At 41.4% G+C, this 16,514-nt stretch carries 12 protein-coding genes; 10 read left to right on the top strand and 2 right to left on the bottom strand.

Annotated features, from left to right (window positions below):
- The first annotated feature begins 57 nt into the window (after positions 1-57).
- On the top strand, positions 58-1,425 hold the full coding sequence (gene dnaB / locus KFZ56_RS19145; protein WP_222643813.1) for a replicative DNA helicase: 1,368 nt from the start codon (positions 58-60) through the stop codon (positions 1,423-1,425).
- A gap of 733 nt (positions 1,426-2,158) precedes the next feature.
- Here dnaB and KFZ56_RS19140 read toward each other — a convergent pair.
- Positions 2,159-2,854, bottom strand: coding sequence for a YdeJ family lipoprotein (locus tag KFZ56_RS19140; protein WP_222643812.1), 696 nt, complete (start codon positions 2,852-2,854; stop codon positions 2,159-2,161).
- 703 nt (positions 2,855-3,557) lie between these two features.
- On the opposite strand from KFZ56_RS19140, the gene KFZ56_RS19135 reads away from it, so the two are divergent.
- On the top strand, positions 3,558-4,745 hold the full coding sequence (locus tag KFZ56_RS19135) for a hypothetical protein (RefSeq protein WP_222643811.1): 1,188 nt from the start codon (positions 3,558-3,560) through the stop codon (positions 4,743-4,745).
- Positions 4,742-5,851: a 5,10-methylene-tetrahydrofolate dehydrogenase gene (locus KFZ56_RS19130; RefSeq protein WP_222643810.1), complete on the top strand. Its 1,110-nt coding sequence runs from the start codon at positions 4,742-4,744 to the stop codon at positions 5,849-5,851. Before KFZ56_RS19135 ends, KFZ56_RS19130 begins: the two co-directional genes overlap by 4 nt.
- 468 nt (positions 5,852-6,319) lie before the next feature.
- Here the strand turns inward: KFZ56_RS19130 and cdaS are convergent, their stop codons facing one another.
- Complete coding sequence (gene cdaS, locus KFZ56_RS19125) at positions 6,320-6,937, bottom strand: sporulation-specific diadenylate cyclase CdaS (protein ID WP_255585254.1); 618 nt, start codon at positions 6,935-6,937, stop codon at positions 6,320-6,322.
- A gap of 280 nt (positions 6,938-7,217) precedes the next feature.
- On the opposite strand from cdaS, the gene KFZ56_RS19120 reads away from it, so the two are divergent.
- The 7 genes from KFZ56_RS19120 (at position 7,218) to KFZ56_RS19090 (ending at position 16,071) form a co-directional block, all read left to right on the top strand.
- Complete coding sequence (locus KFZ56_RS19120; protein ID WP_222643809.1) at positions 7,218-8,507, top strand: adenylosuccinate synthase; 1,290 nt, start codon at positions 7,218-7,220, stop codon at positions 8,505-8,507.
- Between the two features lie 665 nt (positions 8,508-9,172).
- On the top strand, positions 9,173-9,874 hold the full coding sequence (yycF, locus tag KFZ56_RS19115; protein WP_222643808.1) for a response regulator YycF: 702 nt from the start codon (positions 9,173-9,175) through the stop codon (positions 9,872-9,874).
- Positions 9,875-9,879: 5 nt separating this feature from the next.
- Complete coding sequence (walK, locus tag KFZ56_RS19110) at positions 9,880-11,724, top strand: cell wall metabolism sensor histidine kinase WalK (RefSeq protein WP_222643807.1); 1,845 nt, start codon at positions 9,880-9,882, stop codon at positions 11,722-11,724.
- Positions 11,721-13,043, top strand: a complete 1,323-nt coding sequence (locus KFZ56_RS19105) for a YycH family regulatory protein (RefSeq protein WP_222643806.1) — start codon at positions 11,721-11,723, stop codon at positions 13,041-13,043. Before walK ends, KFZ56_RS19105 begins: the two co-directional genes overlap by 4 nt.
- Positions 13,030-13,986 (top strand): two-component system regulatory protein YycI, encoded by a 957-nt coding sequence (locus tag KFZ56_RS19100; RefSeq protein ID WP_222643805.1) that lies wholly within the window; start codon positions 13,030-13,032, stop codon positions 13,984-13,986. The genes KFZ56_RS19105 and KFZ56_RS19100 overlap by 14 nt, the downstream gene beginning before the upstream one ends.
- Positions 13,970-14,755, top strand: a complete 786-nt coding sequence (locus KFZ56_RS19095; RefSeq protein WP_222643804.1) for an MBL fold metallo-hydrolase — start codon at positions 13,970-13,972, stop codon at positions 14,753-14,755. The genes KFZ56_RS19100 and KFZ56_RS19095 overlap by 17 nt, the downstream gene beginning before the upstream one ends.
- 92 nt (positions 14,756-14,847) lie before the next feature.
- Entirely contained in the window at positions 14,848-16,071 is a 1,224-nt protein-coding gene (locus KFZ56_RS19090; RefSeq protein ID WP_222643803.1) for a S1C family serine protease, read from the top strand.
- Positions 16,072-16,514 lie beyond the last annotated feature (443 nt).

Genomic DNA, 16,514 nt, shown 5'->3' with positions numbered 1-16,514 from the left:
TCATGGTAATGGAAGCATTCGAATATAGACATGTCTCTTAGGTAAGGAGGGGATGAAATGAGTGACGATTGGAATGATCGCATACCCCCACATAATATAGAAGCGGAACAATCCGTCATTGGTGCTATATTTCTTGAGCCGGAATCATTTTCAACGGCATCTGAGTTATTGGTAGCGGAAGACTTTTATCGCGCGGGCCATCAACGTATTTTCCAAGCAATGATGAGTCTGGCTGATAAGGGCGAGCCGATTGATGTTGTTACGGTAACGACCTACCTGCAAAATCAAAAGACACTGGATGAAGCAGGAGGCGTTACGTACCTTTCTGAAGTTGCCGGCAGTGTTCCGACTGCAGCGAATATGGAATATTACAGTAAAATTGTTGAAGAAAAGGCATTACTCCGTCGCTTAATTCGTGCGGCTACAGATATTGTCACATCCGGATTTGAAAAAGAAGACGATGTTGAAACAGTATTGAACGAGGCTGAGAAAAATATTTTAGAAGTATCAAGTCGTCAACAAACCGGAGCGTTTAAAACGATTAAAGATGTGTTGATCGAAGTATATGATACGATTGAACAATTGCATCAGGCAACATCAGATATCACCGGTATCCCGACTGGATTTCGGGATTTAGACCGGATTACGTCCGGCTTTCAGCGCAATGATCTCATCATCGTTGCTGCACGCCCCTCTGTAGGTAAAACAGCCTTTGCCTTAAATGTTGCGCAAAATGTCGCCGTAAACAATGATGAAAATGTTGCTATTTTCAGTCTGGAGATGGGTGCCGATCAGCTTGTCCAGCGTATGCTTTGTGCAGAAGGCAATATTGATTCCCAGCGCTTGCGTAATGGACAGCTGCAAGCAGATGACTGGAGTAAATTAACAATGGCGATGGGCTCTCTTTCCAATGCAGGTATCTATATCGATGATTCCCCGGGGATTCGCGTGAGTGAGATTCGATCCAAATGTCGTCGCCTCAAACAGGAAGACGGACTTGGTATGATTTTAATCGATTACCTACAGCTTATTCAAGGTACTGGAAGTTCACGTGAAAATCGACAGCAAGAGGTCTCGGAAATTTCCCGGGAACTAAAAGGGTTGGCACGTGAATTAAATGTTCCATTAATCGCCCTATCCCAGCTGTCGCGTGGTGTGGAATCACGTCAGGACAAACGCCCGATGATGTCGGATTTACGTGAGTCAGGAAGTATCGAGCAGGATGCTGACATTGTCGGATTCCTCTATCGCGATGATTATTATGATGCAGAATCAGAGAAAGAGAATATTATCGAAATCATCATTTCCAAACAGCGTAACGGTCCGACCGGCTCGGTGGAGCTTGCGTTTGTGAAGGAATATAATAAATTTGTGGACTTGGATCATCGTTATCAAGAGAGTGACGTACCACCAGTTCCGGTTTAAAGAAGGTTTTTCAAGGGGGTCTGCCTCCTCACCATGCAAAGCGTTGATGTGGTGGGGACAGGCTCCTTAAAAGTATTCCGGGGACTAGATTTGGAAAAAGCGCAAACAAAAATAGATAATCATACACAACGACATAAAGTAGCGGTGTTTGGACGAGTGATAGGAATTATATTGATTGCATCCAACCTTCGGGCACCATTGGGTCCGGCCTGTCACGGCTGGTGCACTTCATGATATAACAAAATGGATGGCTGGTCTCACTCATTGTGTTGTGTATGTTCGCTGTTATTATCATAATTGCCGGGGTAGAACCCGGGAAAGATATGAGTGTAAAAGTGGGCGGTTTGTCAAACGGTTTCTCAAGTACATGGGATAGTAGCATTTGGTCGAAGCATGTACCGTAGAGGAGCTGTCAGGCACATGGGATAGTAGCATTTGGTCGAAGCATGTACCGTAGAAGAGCTGTCAAGTACATGGGATAGCAGCATTTGGTCGAAGCATGTACCGTAGAGGAGCTGTCAGGCACATGGGATAGTAGCATTTGGTCGAAGCGTGTACCATAGAGGGGCTGTCAGACACATGGGGTAGCAGCATTTGGTCGAAGCGTGTACCGTAGAGGAGCTGTCAGGCACATGGGGTAGTAACATTTGGTCGAAGCGTGTACCATAGAGGGGCTGTCCTATCTATTTTTGAACAGCCCCTTTTGTTAGAAAATCAAGATAACGACTTCCGATTAATCAATATTCATTTTATCAATGAGCGTAATGACTTCTTCATCGTCACCTATGTCAATATACTCCTGCTTGGTATTTTCGATAATATCTTGGTAAAATTCCTCCCCTGCAGGGTAATTACCGTCCCAGCGTAAGGGAACGTTGTATACATTAATCGTTCCATCCCCGTTCCCACTATAGGTTACCGAACCAGCTACTAAGCGACCGCCTGCTAGCTGGATCACATCTTCCGGATAGTCAGCACTGGTTTCATCGTCAGGGTTAAGAGGTGTACCGGCTGGAATGTGGTGAACATTCAACTCATCTACATCTTTTATTTCCCCAAGCTGCAGCCAAACGCGAGCGTATTCAATTTTCTCAGAGGAATATCCGGATAATGGATTATCCTCCTCACTTCCAGATGCATTGTCACTTTCATCCGTATTATTATTAGAAGGCTCTTCATCATTTGTTCTTTCTGAAGAAGTATCATTAGTATCGCCACTATTGTCATCTTCAGGCTCGGTGGTAGACGCCGGTTCCCCTTCTTCCTCTTTTTCATCTGTTTCTGTTTCATCTTCAGATTCTAAAACGGCGTCATCCTCTGAAGCAGCTGTTTCTGATTCTTCGTTCGTCCCGTCTGCGCATCCAACGAGAAATAGAATGATTAATAGTAGGGCAATATTATAGCAAAAAATCTTTGTCTGTTTCCTCATTCGATCATTCCTCTCTTTTGAACCCAACATACCATATGGAGATTGCATGTCAATTAATCAAAAAAGAAAACATATTTCTTTTAGCCTGCGTCAACCTTAGGTTTTATAGCATGTGCAGGAAATACAGGACCAGCAGCTCCGATTTGTGGAGTTATAGGAATAGGTTCATCATTATATATTACTTGAGATACAGTAAATCATTGTTTGTTTAAATTAAATAATGGTTATAGTCTTGCAAAAAGAGGATGATTACTATGGGTGATCGACTAAAACATTTTTTCAAGGAACCGTTTTTCACTTCGTAAACGAGAATTACACGTTTCGTCTCGGAGGAAAGCGAAAGAAAGGATCTTTTTTATGAAAAATTTCCTTATTATATTTGTCGTCATGTATCTATTTTTTAGTATCTGGGATTATATACGGTATCACGATTTTAATGGGACTGAAAATCTTTTTCAAACGGCATCTTTGTTATACAATTTGAATTGTTTATGTGGTTATTAAGTGGTAAGAAAAAGGATAAAATCTCGAACTCTTAGTTTCTAAGAATTCGAGGTTTTTGTCTTCCATTCGCCTTATACATCGTATTTCACAAATGACGTATACATAAATCCGTTTTTAATTAGCAAAAAAGGGGAAACAAAAGGGAGACGACTAAAAAAAGAAAGTTGTTCATGACGAACCAGAAAAAGGGGGAGAGCGAATGGCTGCATCTATGACAGTCGGGCTGATTTCCACACCAGGTTTGCCTGCTGATCTATGCACACACCTAGTAAAAAAATTGCCGGAGCAGTTTGAGAAAACAATTGACCCTCAAGTAACATGGGAGACCGAGTTTACGGTAGACCCATTGGTGGGGGTAGCGGAAGACATTAATCAGGTGCTGGAAAAGGCAAATAATATCAAACAAGAAAATGGCTGGGATTACGCCATCACCTTGACAGATCTACCCTTTTTTTACGATAAACAATTAGTCACGGCTAATGCTAACCTAAAGGAGGGCATCGCTCAGATTTCCATTCCTTCTTTTGGACTGTTTCCGATGCGCAAACGAATCAGAAAAACGTTGCTGAAGCTCATGGAGAATCTGTATGCCGGTTCCCTTTTCGAGTTAGAAAAACAAAAACAGACAAGAGCAGGCAGGCGCAAATACAAAAAGGCAGGAAAAAATCCATTTCCTATCTCTTTCACCAAGCGCGAGGAAGGATATTCCAATCAAACGGGTGCAGACTTGCGCTATGTGATAACATCCAGGGTTATTGGTTATAGCCGGGTTTTACTGGGGATGACCAGAGCCAACCGTCCATGGAAAGGATTCTTTTCCTTTTATAAAGTGCTCGCCCTTGCATTTGCAACGGGTACCTATATTTCCATATTTTCAACACCGTGGCAGTTAAGCATCCTATATAGCAATTACAGAATGATTTTCTTGATGCTGCTGGCGATTTTTGGAATGGTCACATGGATCATTTTTTCACAAAATCTTTGGGAAAAACCATCAGAACACGGGAAGAAACGCTGGCGTCAGCTTTATAATGGTACGACCTTTTTGACGCTATTTTCGCTTGTTAGCATCAATTATATTGTGCTTTTTGGACTGTTTTCTATATCGGTTTCCTTGTTTGTTCCACCTGAGTTATTCCAACTATCAACGGGAATGGACAGTGATCCGGGAATTCATTCCTATTTTAGTCTCGTGTGGTTTATTACTTCTGCCGGGACGCTGGCGGGAGCTATCGGATCGGGGCTGGAACGTGAAGAAAATATAAGAAACATTACGTATTCCTTCCGTCAGCAGCAGCGCCACCATGAAATTGGACAGGAAGAGGATGGCACAAGCAGCAAACAGGAATCCAATGATACGAAAAAGGAAGAGGGTGCAGAAAATTGACGAACGAAACAAAAGTAGGGCTAATTGCTGCACCGGAGCTACCTGCAGAAATTGCAGCAGACATGGCGGAAGCACTGCCGGCATTTTTTGCCGAAGAAATTGATGAACATGTTAACTGGTCTGTGGAAACAGTGATGGATCCGGTTACGGGCTTTGCTGAGTCGGTTGATGATATTTTGGAAGGTGCTGTCAAAATCCGCAAGCAGCATGATTGGAACTATGCGATTTGCTTAACGGATTTGCCTATATTCCTTGATAAGAATATCATCGTAACAGATATAAACAATAAGCATGATGTGGCTCAATTGTCTATTCCTGCGTTTGGTTGGGTGGTGAAAAAGGAAAAAGTGAAAAAGGCGATTATTACGATCATGGATGAATTGTATCATCCTTCCGAAGAGAATAGTGGGAGAAGAAATAATTCCAAAAAGTCACTGGAGAAGCAATTTCCCTTAAGCCGAGTAAGAAGAGTTGATGCAGGTAGTAGCGTAAAGGAAGCAGATAAACGCTATACCGTCGTCCCGAGATTTAATGGGAAGATTCGTTTGCTTCTTGGTATGACACAAGCTAATAAGCCTTGGAGTATCATGTCTTCATTCAAAAAGGTTATTGCGGTAGCATTTACGACGGGGGCCTTCGCTTCCATTTTTCCAACGATGTGGACGTTAAGTCATTTACTCAGCGAATCAAGGCTGACTGTACTATCATTGGTAGCAATCAGCCTGATGGTTGTCTGGCTTATTGTTTCCCACAATCTTTGGGAAACGCCAGCAAGTGGCAAAAATCGGTTCATTCGTCGTTTATATAATCGAGCAACCGTCATGACATTGATTCTTTCTGTTATTACGTATTATGCTGTGTTATTTACGTTTTTTTTAATTCTTGTCGTAACGCTCGTTCCACTGGAGGCGTATCAATCATTGACAGATCTCGATGGTGCGTTCACTTTCATTAATTATGTGAAGCTGGCGTGGATTTTAGCCTCCATTACCACAGTAACGGGTGCTATTGGGGCAAGTTTGGAAGACGAGGAAATGGTAAAAGACATCACCTATGGATACCGGCAAAAACGTCGGTATAAAGAGTCAGCCAACGATGATGCATAGGCCAAGCAACTTTTCTAATCAAGCAACAGTTAATGGATGTATCTGAAAAAGAAAGGGTTATTTATGAAAAAAAATAATCTTAAAAAGTTATCATTCCTCTGTTTCGTTAGTTATTTTTTAATATTGACCCCTAATGCCATTTTTGAACTTAGTAGCCCCTTTTGGATCTTAGGCTTTATTTTTAGTGTAATTGGCATACCTTTAGGAATTATGGGAAAAAGTATTATTCTTATCCTTTTGAATGTAATAGCCGTGATATTCACCTTTATTATTATTACGCCTGCAGGGCATTATTTCATTTTCGAATAATAGAAACAAATAGAATATAGTCTCGAGATAGAAAAAGAAGGTTGCTATCAGAGCAGCCTCTTTTATTTTTTCTTCATAGAAGGATAGAGCACACCCTTTGGAAGTATCGTGAATCAGCCAAGATCAACAGGTAAAATAGAAGATCCATTTCAAGTAAATTCACACTACTCCGGTCGTCCGAATCGGATATAATTTTCCGTCTAATGCAAATGTTGCTCTGCCGGTTTCTTCTGATACAACCAAGACAAGCGCATCCGTTTGTTCAGAGAGGCCAAGAGCCGCTCGATGTCTGGTTCCAAGCTTATTTCCTGATGCTTCATGTTCGGAGAGCGGGAGAATATTAGCAGCAGAAATAAGCGTATCATTACAAATTAAGACTGCGCCATCATGCAAGGGATTGCCGGTGTAAAAAACCGATTCCAGCAGCGAATAGGACAGATTCGCGTTTATGGGTAAACCAGAATGAATGAAACTATCCAATTCGTCTTTCCGTTGAATGACAATTAATGCGCCGTGCTTCCGCTCAGATAAGTGCTGGACCGCTGTGGAAAGCACATCATACTGGGCGGTAAAAGGTGACAAATATAATTTCAAGTAGTAAGATGCAGTTGCAGTTTGAACATTATGAAAGGAATGATGGATTTGGTCAAATGCATGTAACACATTGGATTCTTGCATATCAATGGTGTCAATCATTTGATCAATTTCTTCTGTTAATTGCATTAGGCTACCTTTCAGTCGCCCAATCATGGATAAATGTGGCTCAATCGAAGGCATTTTTTCCACCCCATTGTTAAGACTTTTGTAAATGTAGACTTCGTATTCTTTCGCTATTTTTTGCTGAAAATCTTGTTTTATTCAAGTGCGTCGGAAAAGAAGGATGAAAGTGATAAGAAAAGGGAGAATTTCATTTTTGAAGCTGCAAGATTTTACCGAACGATAAAAACTAATAAATACATATTGTTCGTTTTTTAAATTGACTTCTCCCTTAATTATTGATAAACTTAGAGGAGTAATCAACAAAAAACATATTTTATAGACTTAGTGGAGGTGCACGATGTCCTCAGTAGTAGTAGTTGGAACACAGTGGGGCGATGAAGGGAAGGGTAAGATTACGGACTTTCTATCGCAAAATGCCGAAGTTGTTGCTCGTTATCAAGGGGGAAACAATGCTGGGCATACAATTAAATTTGATGATGTGACGTATAAATTGCATTTGATCCCGTCTGGAATATTTTTTAGTGATAAAATTTGTGTGTTGGGAAACGGTATGGTGATTGATCCGAAGGCATTTGTTGAGGAGATTGCTTACCTGCATGAGCGTCATATTTCAACCGATAATCTACGCATCAGTAACCGAGCACATGTGATCCTGCCATATCACTTACAATTGGATACATTGCAGGAAGCGGATAAAGGTATGGACAAAATTGGTACAACGAAAAAAGGCATCGGACCTGCGTATATGGATAAAGCTGCACGCAGTGGTATTCGGGTTGCGGATCTGCTCGATAAGGAAGCATTCCGCATGAAATTAGAACAAAATTTAAAAGAGAAAAATCGTTTATTTGAAAAAGTATATGAAGTAAATCCGATACAGGTTGAAGATATTTTAGAGGAGTATTATGAATATGGCCAGCAAATGGCACCATATGTCTGTGATACATCGGTTGTATTAAATGATGCAATTGACGATGGCCGCCGTGTCTTATTTGAAGGGGCGCAAGGTGTCATGCTTGATATTGATCAGGGAACATATCCGTTTGTTACATCGTCTAATCCGGTTGCAGGTGGTGTAACCATTGGATCTGGTGTCGGCCCGTCGAAAATCGATCATGTTGTGGGTGTGTCCAAAGCGTATACGACCCGTGTCGGTGATGGACCTTTCCCAACAGAACTGAATGATGAAGTGGGTGAGCAAATTCGGGAAGTTGGTCGTGAGTACGGAACAACAACAGGAAGGCCTCGCCGCGTGGGCTGGTTTGATAGTGTTGTCGTTCGTCACGGGCGTCGTGTGAGTGGGATTACGGATTTATCGCTAAATTCTTTGGATGTGTTAACAGGTATTGAAACGCTGAAAATTTGTGTTGCTTACCGTTATCAAGGGGAAATCATGAATGAGTTCCCTGCAAGTTTATCCGTTTTAGCGGAATGTGAGCCGGTATATGAGGAAATGCCGGGATGGACAGAAGATATTACACATGTCAGAAATCTGCATGAACTTCCGGAAAACGCGCGTCATTATTTAGAGCGCATCGCACAATTATCGGAAATACCACTATCTGTATTTTCTGTTGGACCGGATCGCTCGCAGACAAATGTTGTGCGCAGTGTTTATAGAGATTAATTGATTGGGGCTGTCTTAAATGACGGCCTCTTTTTAATAAGCTAAAAAATCTGCGTGATGCGTTCCCGTTCTAAGCCGAATTTCCTGATAAAGGTCACTCATTAACGTAATGAGTTCCTGTTTAGAACCGAATTTCTTGATAAAGGTCACTCATTAACGTAATGAGTTCCCGTTTAGAACCGAATTTCCTGATAAAGGTCACTCATTAACGTAATGAGTTCCCGTTTAGAACCGGATTTCCTGATAAAGGTCACTCATTAACGTAATGAGTTCCCGTTTAGAACCGGATTTCCTGATAAAGGTCACTCATTAACGTAATGAGTTCCCGTTTAGAACCGAATTTCCTGATAAAGGTCACTCATTAACGTAATGAGTTCCCGTTTAGAACCGGATTTCTTGATAAAGGTCACTCATTAACGTAATGAGTTCCCGTTTAGAACCGGATTTCTTGATAAAGGTCACTCATTAACGTAATGAGTTCCCGTTTAGAACCGAATTTCTTGATAAAGGTCACTCATTAACGTAATGAGTTCCCGTTCTAAGCAGGTCTCTCCCCATAATGGTCTAATGAAGTGGAAATATCACAAGAATCAACGCCAACCCAAGACATTTAACCGAAAGTACGATAAAATAGGTGATAGGAATGTTTGAAAAGGATGTGGCTTATGAGTCAGAAAGTTTTAGTAGTAGATGATGAACAACCAATTGCAGATATATTGAAATTTAATTTAGAAAAAGAAGGATATGAAGTTGTCTTAGCTTATGATGGTGATGAGGCTATTTCGCTTGCTGAATCGGAGAATCCGGATTTAATTTTATTGGATATTATGTTACCGGGAAGAGACGGGAATGAAGTATGCCGTGAGATTCGCAAGACAAAGTCTATGCCGATCATCATGCTAACAGCAAAGGATACAGAAATTGATAAAGTACTGGGTCTTGAGCTTGGTGCGGATGATTATGTGACAAAACCGTTTAGTAATCGTGAGTTGATTGCACGGGTGAAAGCGAACCTGCGTAGGCAGGAGATCCCGGATGATGCGGTGAAGACGACGAAAGACATTGAGATTGGTTCGCTTAAAGTTCATCCGGATGCTTATGTTGTCTCCAGAGATGGTGTTGAGATTGAGCTGACACACCGAGAATTTGAGTTATTGCATTATTTGGCACGTCATATTGGTCAAGTTATGACGCGTGAACATTTATTGGAGATAGTATGGGGCTATGATTATTTTGGTGATGTACGTACCGTGGATGTAACGGTAAGAAGACTTCGTGAAAAAATTGAGGAGAACCCCAGTAACCCGATGTGGCTCGTAACCCGCCGGGGCGTTGGCTATTATTTACGTAATCCCGATCAGGAGTAGTTGTCATGAATAAAGTTGGTTTTTTTCGTTCGATCCAATTAAAGTTTATTATTATTTATATTCTATTATTATTTGTTGCGATTCAGGTTATTGGTTCTTTCTTTACGAATGAATTGGAAGCAGAGCTTCGAGAAGGCTTTGAGGACTCTGTTCATGATCGTGTGGATTTACTCTCCTATAATGTAGAGCAAGCATTTGATCGGGAGCGTAGTGAGGATCGTAGCGAAGATGATGAAGAACCAACCCTGCAGGAAGAAATTCAGCGTATCGTAAGTGATGTGGATACAGAAGATATTACCAGCATTCAAGTTATTAATAACCAAAATCGCATTTTAGGAACGAATGATGTTTTTAATCAGGATGAAGTTGGCAAAAAAACCACAAGAGAAATTGTGCAAACAGCCCTTTTCCTTGAACAGGATCAGGAAAATACATTTGTGACACCCGATACCGGTAATCGGGTGTATGTACAAGCAGTACCTGTATTTGATGATGAGGGTAATTCCAATGGTGTTATTTATTTGGAAGCATCACTTGAAAGTGTCTATGATCAGATTCAGAATATTAATGAGATCTTCTTGCAAGGGTCGCTTTTGGCAATAGCCGTTTCAGCATTTATTGGGATATTAGTAGCGCGTACGATCACAAGACCGATTTCTGAGATGCAGATGCAGGCGCAAACCATGGCTAAAGGTGACTTTACGCAAAAGGTAAATGTCTATAGTAAAGACGAAATTGGTCAACTTGCAGATACATTTAATGATTTAAATAGTCGATTAAAACACTCTTATGCAACCATAGAGGAAGAGCGGCGCAAGCTAAGTTCTGTACTGTCCAACATGTCTGATGGTGTCATATCCACAGACGTTACAGGGGCGGTAATATTAATGAATGAAGCTGCCGGCAGGTTAATTGGAGAAGATCCCGAAGAAATCATTGGTGGATTTTTGCTTGATGTGTTACCACTGGAAGGAAAAATTGTGGACATTACAGAACTACAAGATAGCGGGTCTATCATTATTGATTTTAGCGATGATGAACAGTTTTTCCTTGTTCGGGCAAATTTTTCTACTGTTTTTGATGAGGAAGATGAGGTTACTGGATTTATTACTGTGATTAGTGATGTAACGGAACAAGAACGGATCGAACAGGATCGTCGGGAGTTTGTCTCTAATGTCTCTCATGAACTGCGTACACCACTTACAACGATGAAAAGTTATATAGAAGCTTTGACAGAAGGTGCCTGGGAAGATAAGGAAATTGCACCTAAATTCTTACGTGTTACGCAAAATGAGACAGAGCGAATGATACGTATGGTAAATGACCTTCTCCAGCTTTCCCGAATGGATACAAATAGCTATGGGTTGGAAATGGAGAAAATCAATTTCACAGATTATTTCCATGAAGTGATTGATCGATTTGATATGAATATCCCAGAACAGATATCGCTTAGACGGGAAGTGCCAAACGCCAAATTCTATGTATGGATGGACAGGGATAAAATGACACAGGTGTTGGATAATGTTATTTCAAATGCGATTAAATATTCACCTGAGGGTGGCGTTATTCGCCTGAAAGTAGAAAATAAAAGGCATTTTCTGCTTGTGAGTGTACAGGACCAAGGTGTGGGTATTGCTTATGATAAACTCGACAAAGTCTTTGATCGTTTTTATAGAGCGGATCGGGCAAGAACGAGAAAACTTGGTGGAACAGGTTTAGGATTGGCCATTTCGAAAGAGCTAGTAGAGGCACATTATGGCAAGATTTGGGCAAAAAGCAAAGAAGGAAAAGGGACAACCATCCTCTTTACACTTCCGCTTATGAATGAGAAGCGGGGGGATAACAATTGAAACTTGAAACCGTAAAGACGTTTGTATTGATTATCTTAATCGGGTTGAGTCTACTACTCACGTTTGGTTTGTGGAATTATCAACCGAATTATGAAACGCAAAATCTTTCTTCCGTTATCAATGAGGTTGATATTGGCGGTAGCGGAGACGAGACAAAAAGTTCTATTGTTGAGCCAAATGAGATAATATTCCATGCGGATAATCAGCATTTTGGATATGCGGATCCAGCTGACCATCTGTCTTTATATCAAGATATCCAGACATGGGAAATGAGTGATTTTGAAACAAGTGAAACGAATGGGCGAATTGATCATAACTATGAAATAGAGGTGATATTTCCGGACGACCTTCCCATGGAAATCGTAGATCGTATTTTTACATTTAATGAAGAGATAGAAGAACTTCCAAGTTGGTCGTTTGATCGTATGTATCTTTCATTTAATGAAGATACAACGAGCTTAAGCGTTGAATTTGTATCCATTGATGGCCGGCAGCAGGCAAGTGCCGTAATAAATGCATCTGATCACTACGGTCAGTTATGGAATACCATTACATCACGGGAAGAACTAAGTGAATATGTTTTATTTGATGAAGGAAATGCACCGATCTATGTTCCTGCGGACGCTATCACGATGGATCAACAATCAGCGGTGGCGATAACCGGCATTCAACCAAATAATATGGTGAATGCATTATTTCCAAATCCATCTTTAGTTAGTCAATCAGATACATCAACGACAAACTCGGGTGAATTGTATTACTCAGATGCTCAACGTGGTATGACTGTTAGGCAATATGGTGGCAGTATGGAATATATCAATCCGCAATCCGGTGAATCGGAATGGGGAACTGCTGTCGAGTTACTGGAAAGAAGCATTTTAAATATTAATGAACATAATGGATGGACAGAGGATTATAAACTTGCGGATCTTCAAGATTCAGCTGGTAATGTGCAATATCGCATGTACTATCTTGGATATCCAGTGTTTAATAATGCTGGTATGACAAGGATTGAACAGGAATGGCAAAACCAAGAGCTAACAAAATATACGCGTCCGCTTTTTCGTTTAAGCGATACGTTGGACAGTCATTCGGAAGAACTCCCATCAGGGAATGACGTTATTTCTTTTTTGCAAAACGACTTAAGTTCCAATTATGATTTGGAAAATATCCAGGACCTGGAACCCGGCTATCGAATGTCTGTCAATCGTGATTATGTTTCGCTTGAACCAACGTGGTATATGAAATATAACGACGGCTGGTATGCGATTGAAGATATAGCGCCAGGTGAAGGAGGCTTTCAGGATGGAATGGAGTAAAATAAAAACCTTGTTTATCATCTGTTTCCTCATTTTGAATGCCTATTTATTAATCCAGTTTATGAATAAGCAGGATCAAGCGGATTTAAGCGTGTTGGAGGATCCGGAGTCCCCCATTACGGACCAGCTGGAATCAGAAAATATTACAACCGGCGATATTGAGGTTGACGTTACAAAGGAGTCTTATATCTCAACCGGGCAAAAGACGTTTAGCGAACAAGAACGTGATCAATTAGAGAGTTTTGACAATCAAATTTCCGAGGTAATTAATAATGACTTCATTCTCTCTGTGTTTGAGGATCCTGTCTCTATTCCGGATGACGCAACGAGAGAAGAAATAACTGCTATGATGGAGGGGCTCATTTTACACTCCGATAATTATGAGCTAGGCAAATGGGATACAGATAACAACGTTTTATTCTTTTTTCAAGTCAAGAATAAACGCCCGGTCTATCTAAATCAGAGTGGAATCGTTCTCGTTTTTCTGGATGAAGATAATAACATGCAATTCTACACGCAAACAATGCTCGCAGAGGCTGAGCCTCAAGGGGATAAGCGGACATTGATTGAGCCTATAAGGGCAATTGAAACATTGTATACAAGAAATCAGTTATATCCGGATGAAGAAATATCACGTGTGAATATTGGTTTTTATACAAGGGTTCCTTTAGAAAATGACGAGCAAGTATTTGCCCCTACGTATAAAGTGGTGGTCAATGAAGGAAGCGATGACGGGAGCGAGCGGAATTACTTTGTCAATGCGATTGAAGGAACCATTTTCTATAGCGAAGAATCGGAGTTTTTAAATGACACGCTTGAATCCTTTATCTCCAATGTTCGTACATTGGATGATGAAAGCGAGGTAAAGGATCCAGTGTTAAATGAACTTGAAACACGAGAAGAGAATAGTCGGAGTGGAGGAGAAAATGACAATTCGTTTTAGTGTATTAGCATCGGGTAGTACAGGAAATGCATTTTATATGGAATCGGAAAAGGAAAGAATCCTTGTAGATGCAGGACTGAGCGGAAAGCAATTGGATCAATTGTTTGATGGTGTGCAAATAGATCCCAGTAAGCTAACAAGTATTTTGGTAACCCATGAGCATAGTGATCATATTAAAGGGCTAGGGGTTGTTGCCAGAAAGTATAATCTGCCCATTTACGCAAATGAAAAGACGTGGCAGGCTATGGAAGGATCGATAGGGAAAATCCCCTTGGACCAAAAGTTTCATTTCGGTACAGGGGAGATAAAGACATTTGGCGACATAGATGTTGAATCATTTGGTGTCTCGCATGATGCAGCAGAGCCAATGTTTTTTACGTTTCATCATAACGGGAAAAAGATAGCACTTGTGACAGATCTTGGTTATGTATCGGAACGCATTAAAAAAACGATAGAAGGTGCCGATGCCTATATTTTTGAGGCAAATCATGATGTCGGCATGCTTCGAATGGGACGTTATCCATGGAATGTAAAACGCCGTATTTTAGGTGATTCCGGCCATGTCTCCAATGAGGATTCGGGACTAGCCCTTGCGGATATTATCGGAAATGAAACCAAGCGTATTTATTTAGCACATTTGAGCCAAGATAATAATATGAAGGATCTTGCGCGTATGTCTGTTGATAATATGTTGCAGGAGCGTGGCATCAAGCTTGATTTATGTGATACAGACCCGAAAGTTCCGACAGCGCTATATGATGTCGTGTAAAATTCCATTGTTGTAAATTTTTCTGGGGGATGAAGGGTAATACTATAATAAGGAGCATATTATACGATATATCAAGATAAGGGGATAGTTAAATGGGATACTACAATCAGAATTACCCGCCAAACCCACATCGCAAACGCAAAAGGCGACGTGGTTGGCTCGTTCCTGGTATGCTGGGTATTATTATTGGCGTTTTATTAGTGACGGTAGCGTTGCCTGCCCTACCAGGTTCGGATCTCTTACCAGATCAATGGACAGCGCAAGAGGAAACAAACAACAATGATGCGTATGATGGTGATGGCAATAATGTAAATACCAATGTAAATGTTGATGTTTCCACACAAATAACGGATGTTGTGGAAGAAGTAACGCCAGCAGTTGTTGGTGTCCTTAATATTCAACGTCAGGAGGACTTTTGGGGATCTCAGGAAGAAAGTAATGAAGCAGGTACGGGGTCCGGTGTTATTTATAAAGTTGACGACGGTACTGCGTTCGTTGTGACCAATCAGCATGTTGTTGAAGGTGCGGATACGGTTGAGGTTGTTTTAGCCGACGAAACACGTGTGGATGCAGAAATACTTGGCGGAGATTTGTTTTCAGATTTAGCCGTCTTGCGCATGGATGGTTCAGAAGTGGAAGGAGTTATTGACATTGGCACTTCGGAAAATATAAAGGTCGGTGAACCGGCAATTGCGATTGGTAATCCGTTAGGCATGATGTTTTCCAGTTCGGTTACACAGGGAGTTATCAGTGGAACGCAACGAACAATTCCACAGGACTTTAACCAAGATGGACGCCCTGACTGGCAAGCGGAAGTCATTCAAACCGATGCTGCCATCAATCCGGGAAATAGTGGTGGTGCATTGATTAATATTTCCGGACAGCTTATTGGCATTAATTCCATGAAAATAAATCAGGCTGCTGTGGAGGGGATTGGATTTGCCATACCCATTGACAGTGCGATGCCAACGATCCAAGAGCTAGAAGAAACTGGTGAAGTAACAAGGCCCTATTTAGGGGTGGAAATTTATTCGCTTGATGAAGTTCCACAATCGGAATGGGATCAAACGTTAAACCTTCCCCAAGACATTGATGGCGGTGTCTACGTGTGGAGTGTCGATCCACTATCTCCAGCTGATGAGGTAGGGATGCAACAGCTGGATGTTATCACACAGCTTGACGGCGAACCGGTGATGAATATGATTGATTTACGAAAAATCTTATATCAGGAAAAGGAAATCGGTGATGAAGTTGTTGTGACGTATTACCGAGATGGTGAACAGGCGGAGGCTACAATCGAGCTTGATTCCCAATAAGGTGCATGAGCTATCTTCTCAGGAGAGGAGGTAGCTTTTTTGTTGCCCAGGAAATTATAAAATTATTTGCTTGGGCATAACGTATTATTGATTAATGACTACGTCCAGCTACAAGCGCCAAAAACGAGGAGATAACACGAGAGCTCCCTACGATAAAGAAGACTTGGCGACTGACAAGCCGACAGGCGCAGGCAGAGCCATAGTCGCACTTATGCCTGTGGCGAAAGTCATCATCGGTTCACTTGACAAAGGAAGGCCGACTAAGAACGGCCTTGCCGGCCAACGCACGGCTCCCCTGATGCAGGGGCATGATTCCTTTTCGCTTTCCAAGCATAAGATTCACGTAGACTTTCGCCATTCATTGGCGACAAGTCACGTTCATCTAATCTCAGTTGCAACGCGGGGGTCTCTACGTTTTTAACCAGGCGCTTTTCGCTTTTGTT

Source organism: Virgibacillus sp. NKC19-3, assembly GCF_019837165.1.
In the GTDB taxonomy this organism is placed as follows: domain Bacteria; phylum Bacillota; class Bacilli; order Bacillales; family Amphibacillaceae; genus Virgibacillus_L; species Virgibacillus_L saliphilus.
Note: the sequence above shows the minus strand (reverse complement) of the source record. Positions and strands in the feature narration are given on the sequence as shown.

Bases quoted from the DNA above. Each gene is read 5' to 3' on its own strand.
- dnaB (WP_222643813.1), top strand. From the start codon at position 58: ATGAGTGACGATTGGAATGATCGCATACCCCCACATAATATAGAAGCG.
- KFZ56_RS19140 (WP_222643812.1), bottom strand. From the start codon at position 2,854: ATGAGGAAACAGACAAAGATTTTTTGCTATAATATTGCCCTACTATTA.
- KFZ56_RS19135 (WP_222643811.1), top strand. From the start codon at position 3,558: ATGGCTGCATCTATGACAGTCGGGCTGATTTCCACACCAGGTTTGCCT.
- cdaS (WP_255585254.1), bottom strand. From the start codon at position 6,937: ATGCCTTCGATTGAGCCACATTTATCCATGATTGGGCGACTGAAAGGT.
- KFZ56_RS19120 (WP_222643809.1), top strand. From the start codon at position 7,218: ATGTCCTCAGTAGTAGTAGTTGGAACACAGTGGGGCGATGAAGGGAAG.
- yycF (WP_222643808.1), top strand. From the start codon at position 9,173: ATGAGTCAGAAAGTTTTAGTAGTAGATGATGAACAACCAATTGCAGAT.
- walK (WP_222643807.1), top strand. From the start codon at position 9,880: ATGAATAAAGTTGGTTTTTTTCGTTCGATCCAATTAAAGTTTATTATT.
- KFZ56_RS19100 (WP_222643805.1), top strand. From the start codon at position 13,030: ATGGAATGGAGTAAAATAAAAACCTTGTTTATCATCTGTTTCCTCATT.
- KFZ56_RS19095 (WP_222643804.1), top strand. From the start codon at position 13,970: ATGACAATTCGTTTTAGTGTATTAGCATCGGGTAGTACAGGAAATGCA.
- KFZ56_RS19090 (WP_222643803.1), top strand. From the start codon at position 14,848: ATGGGATACTACAATCAGAATTACCCGCCAAACCCACATCGCAAACGC.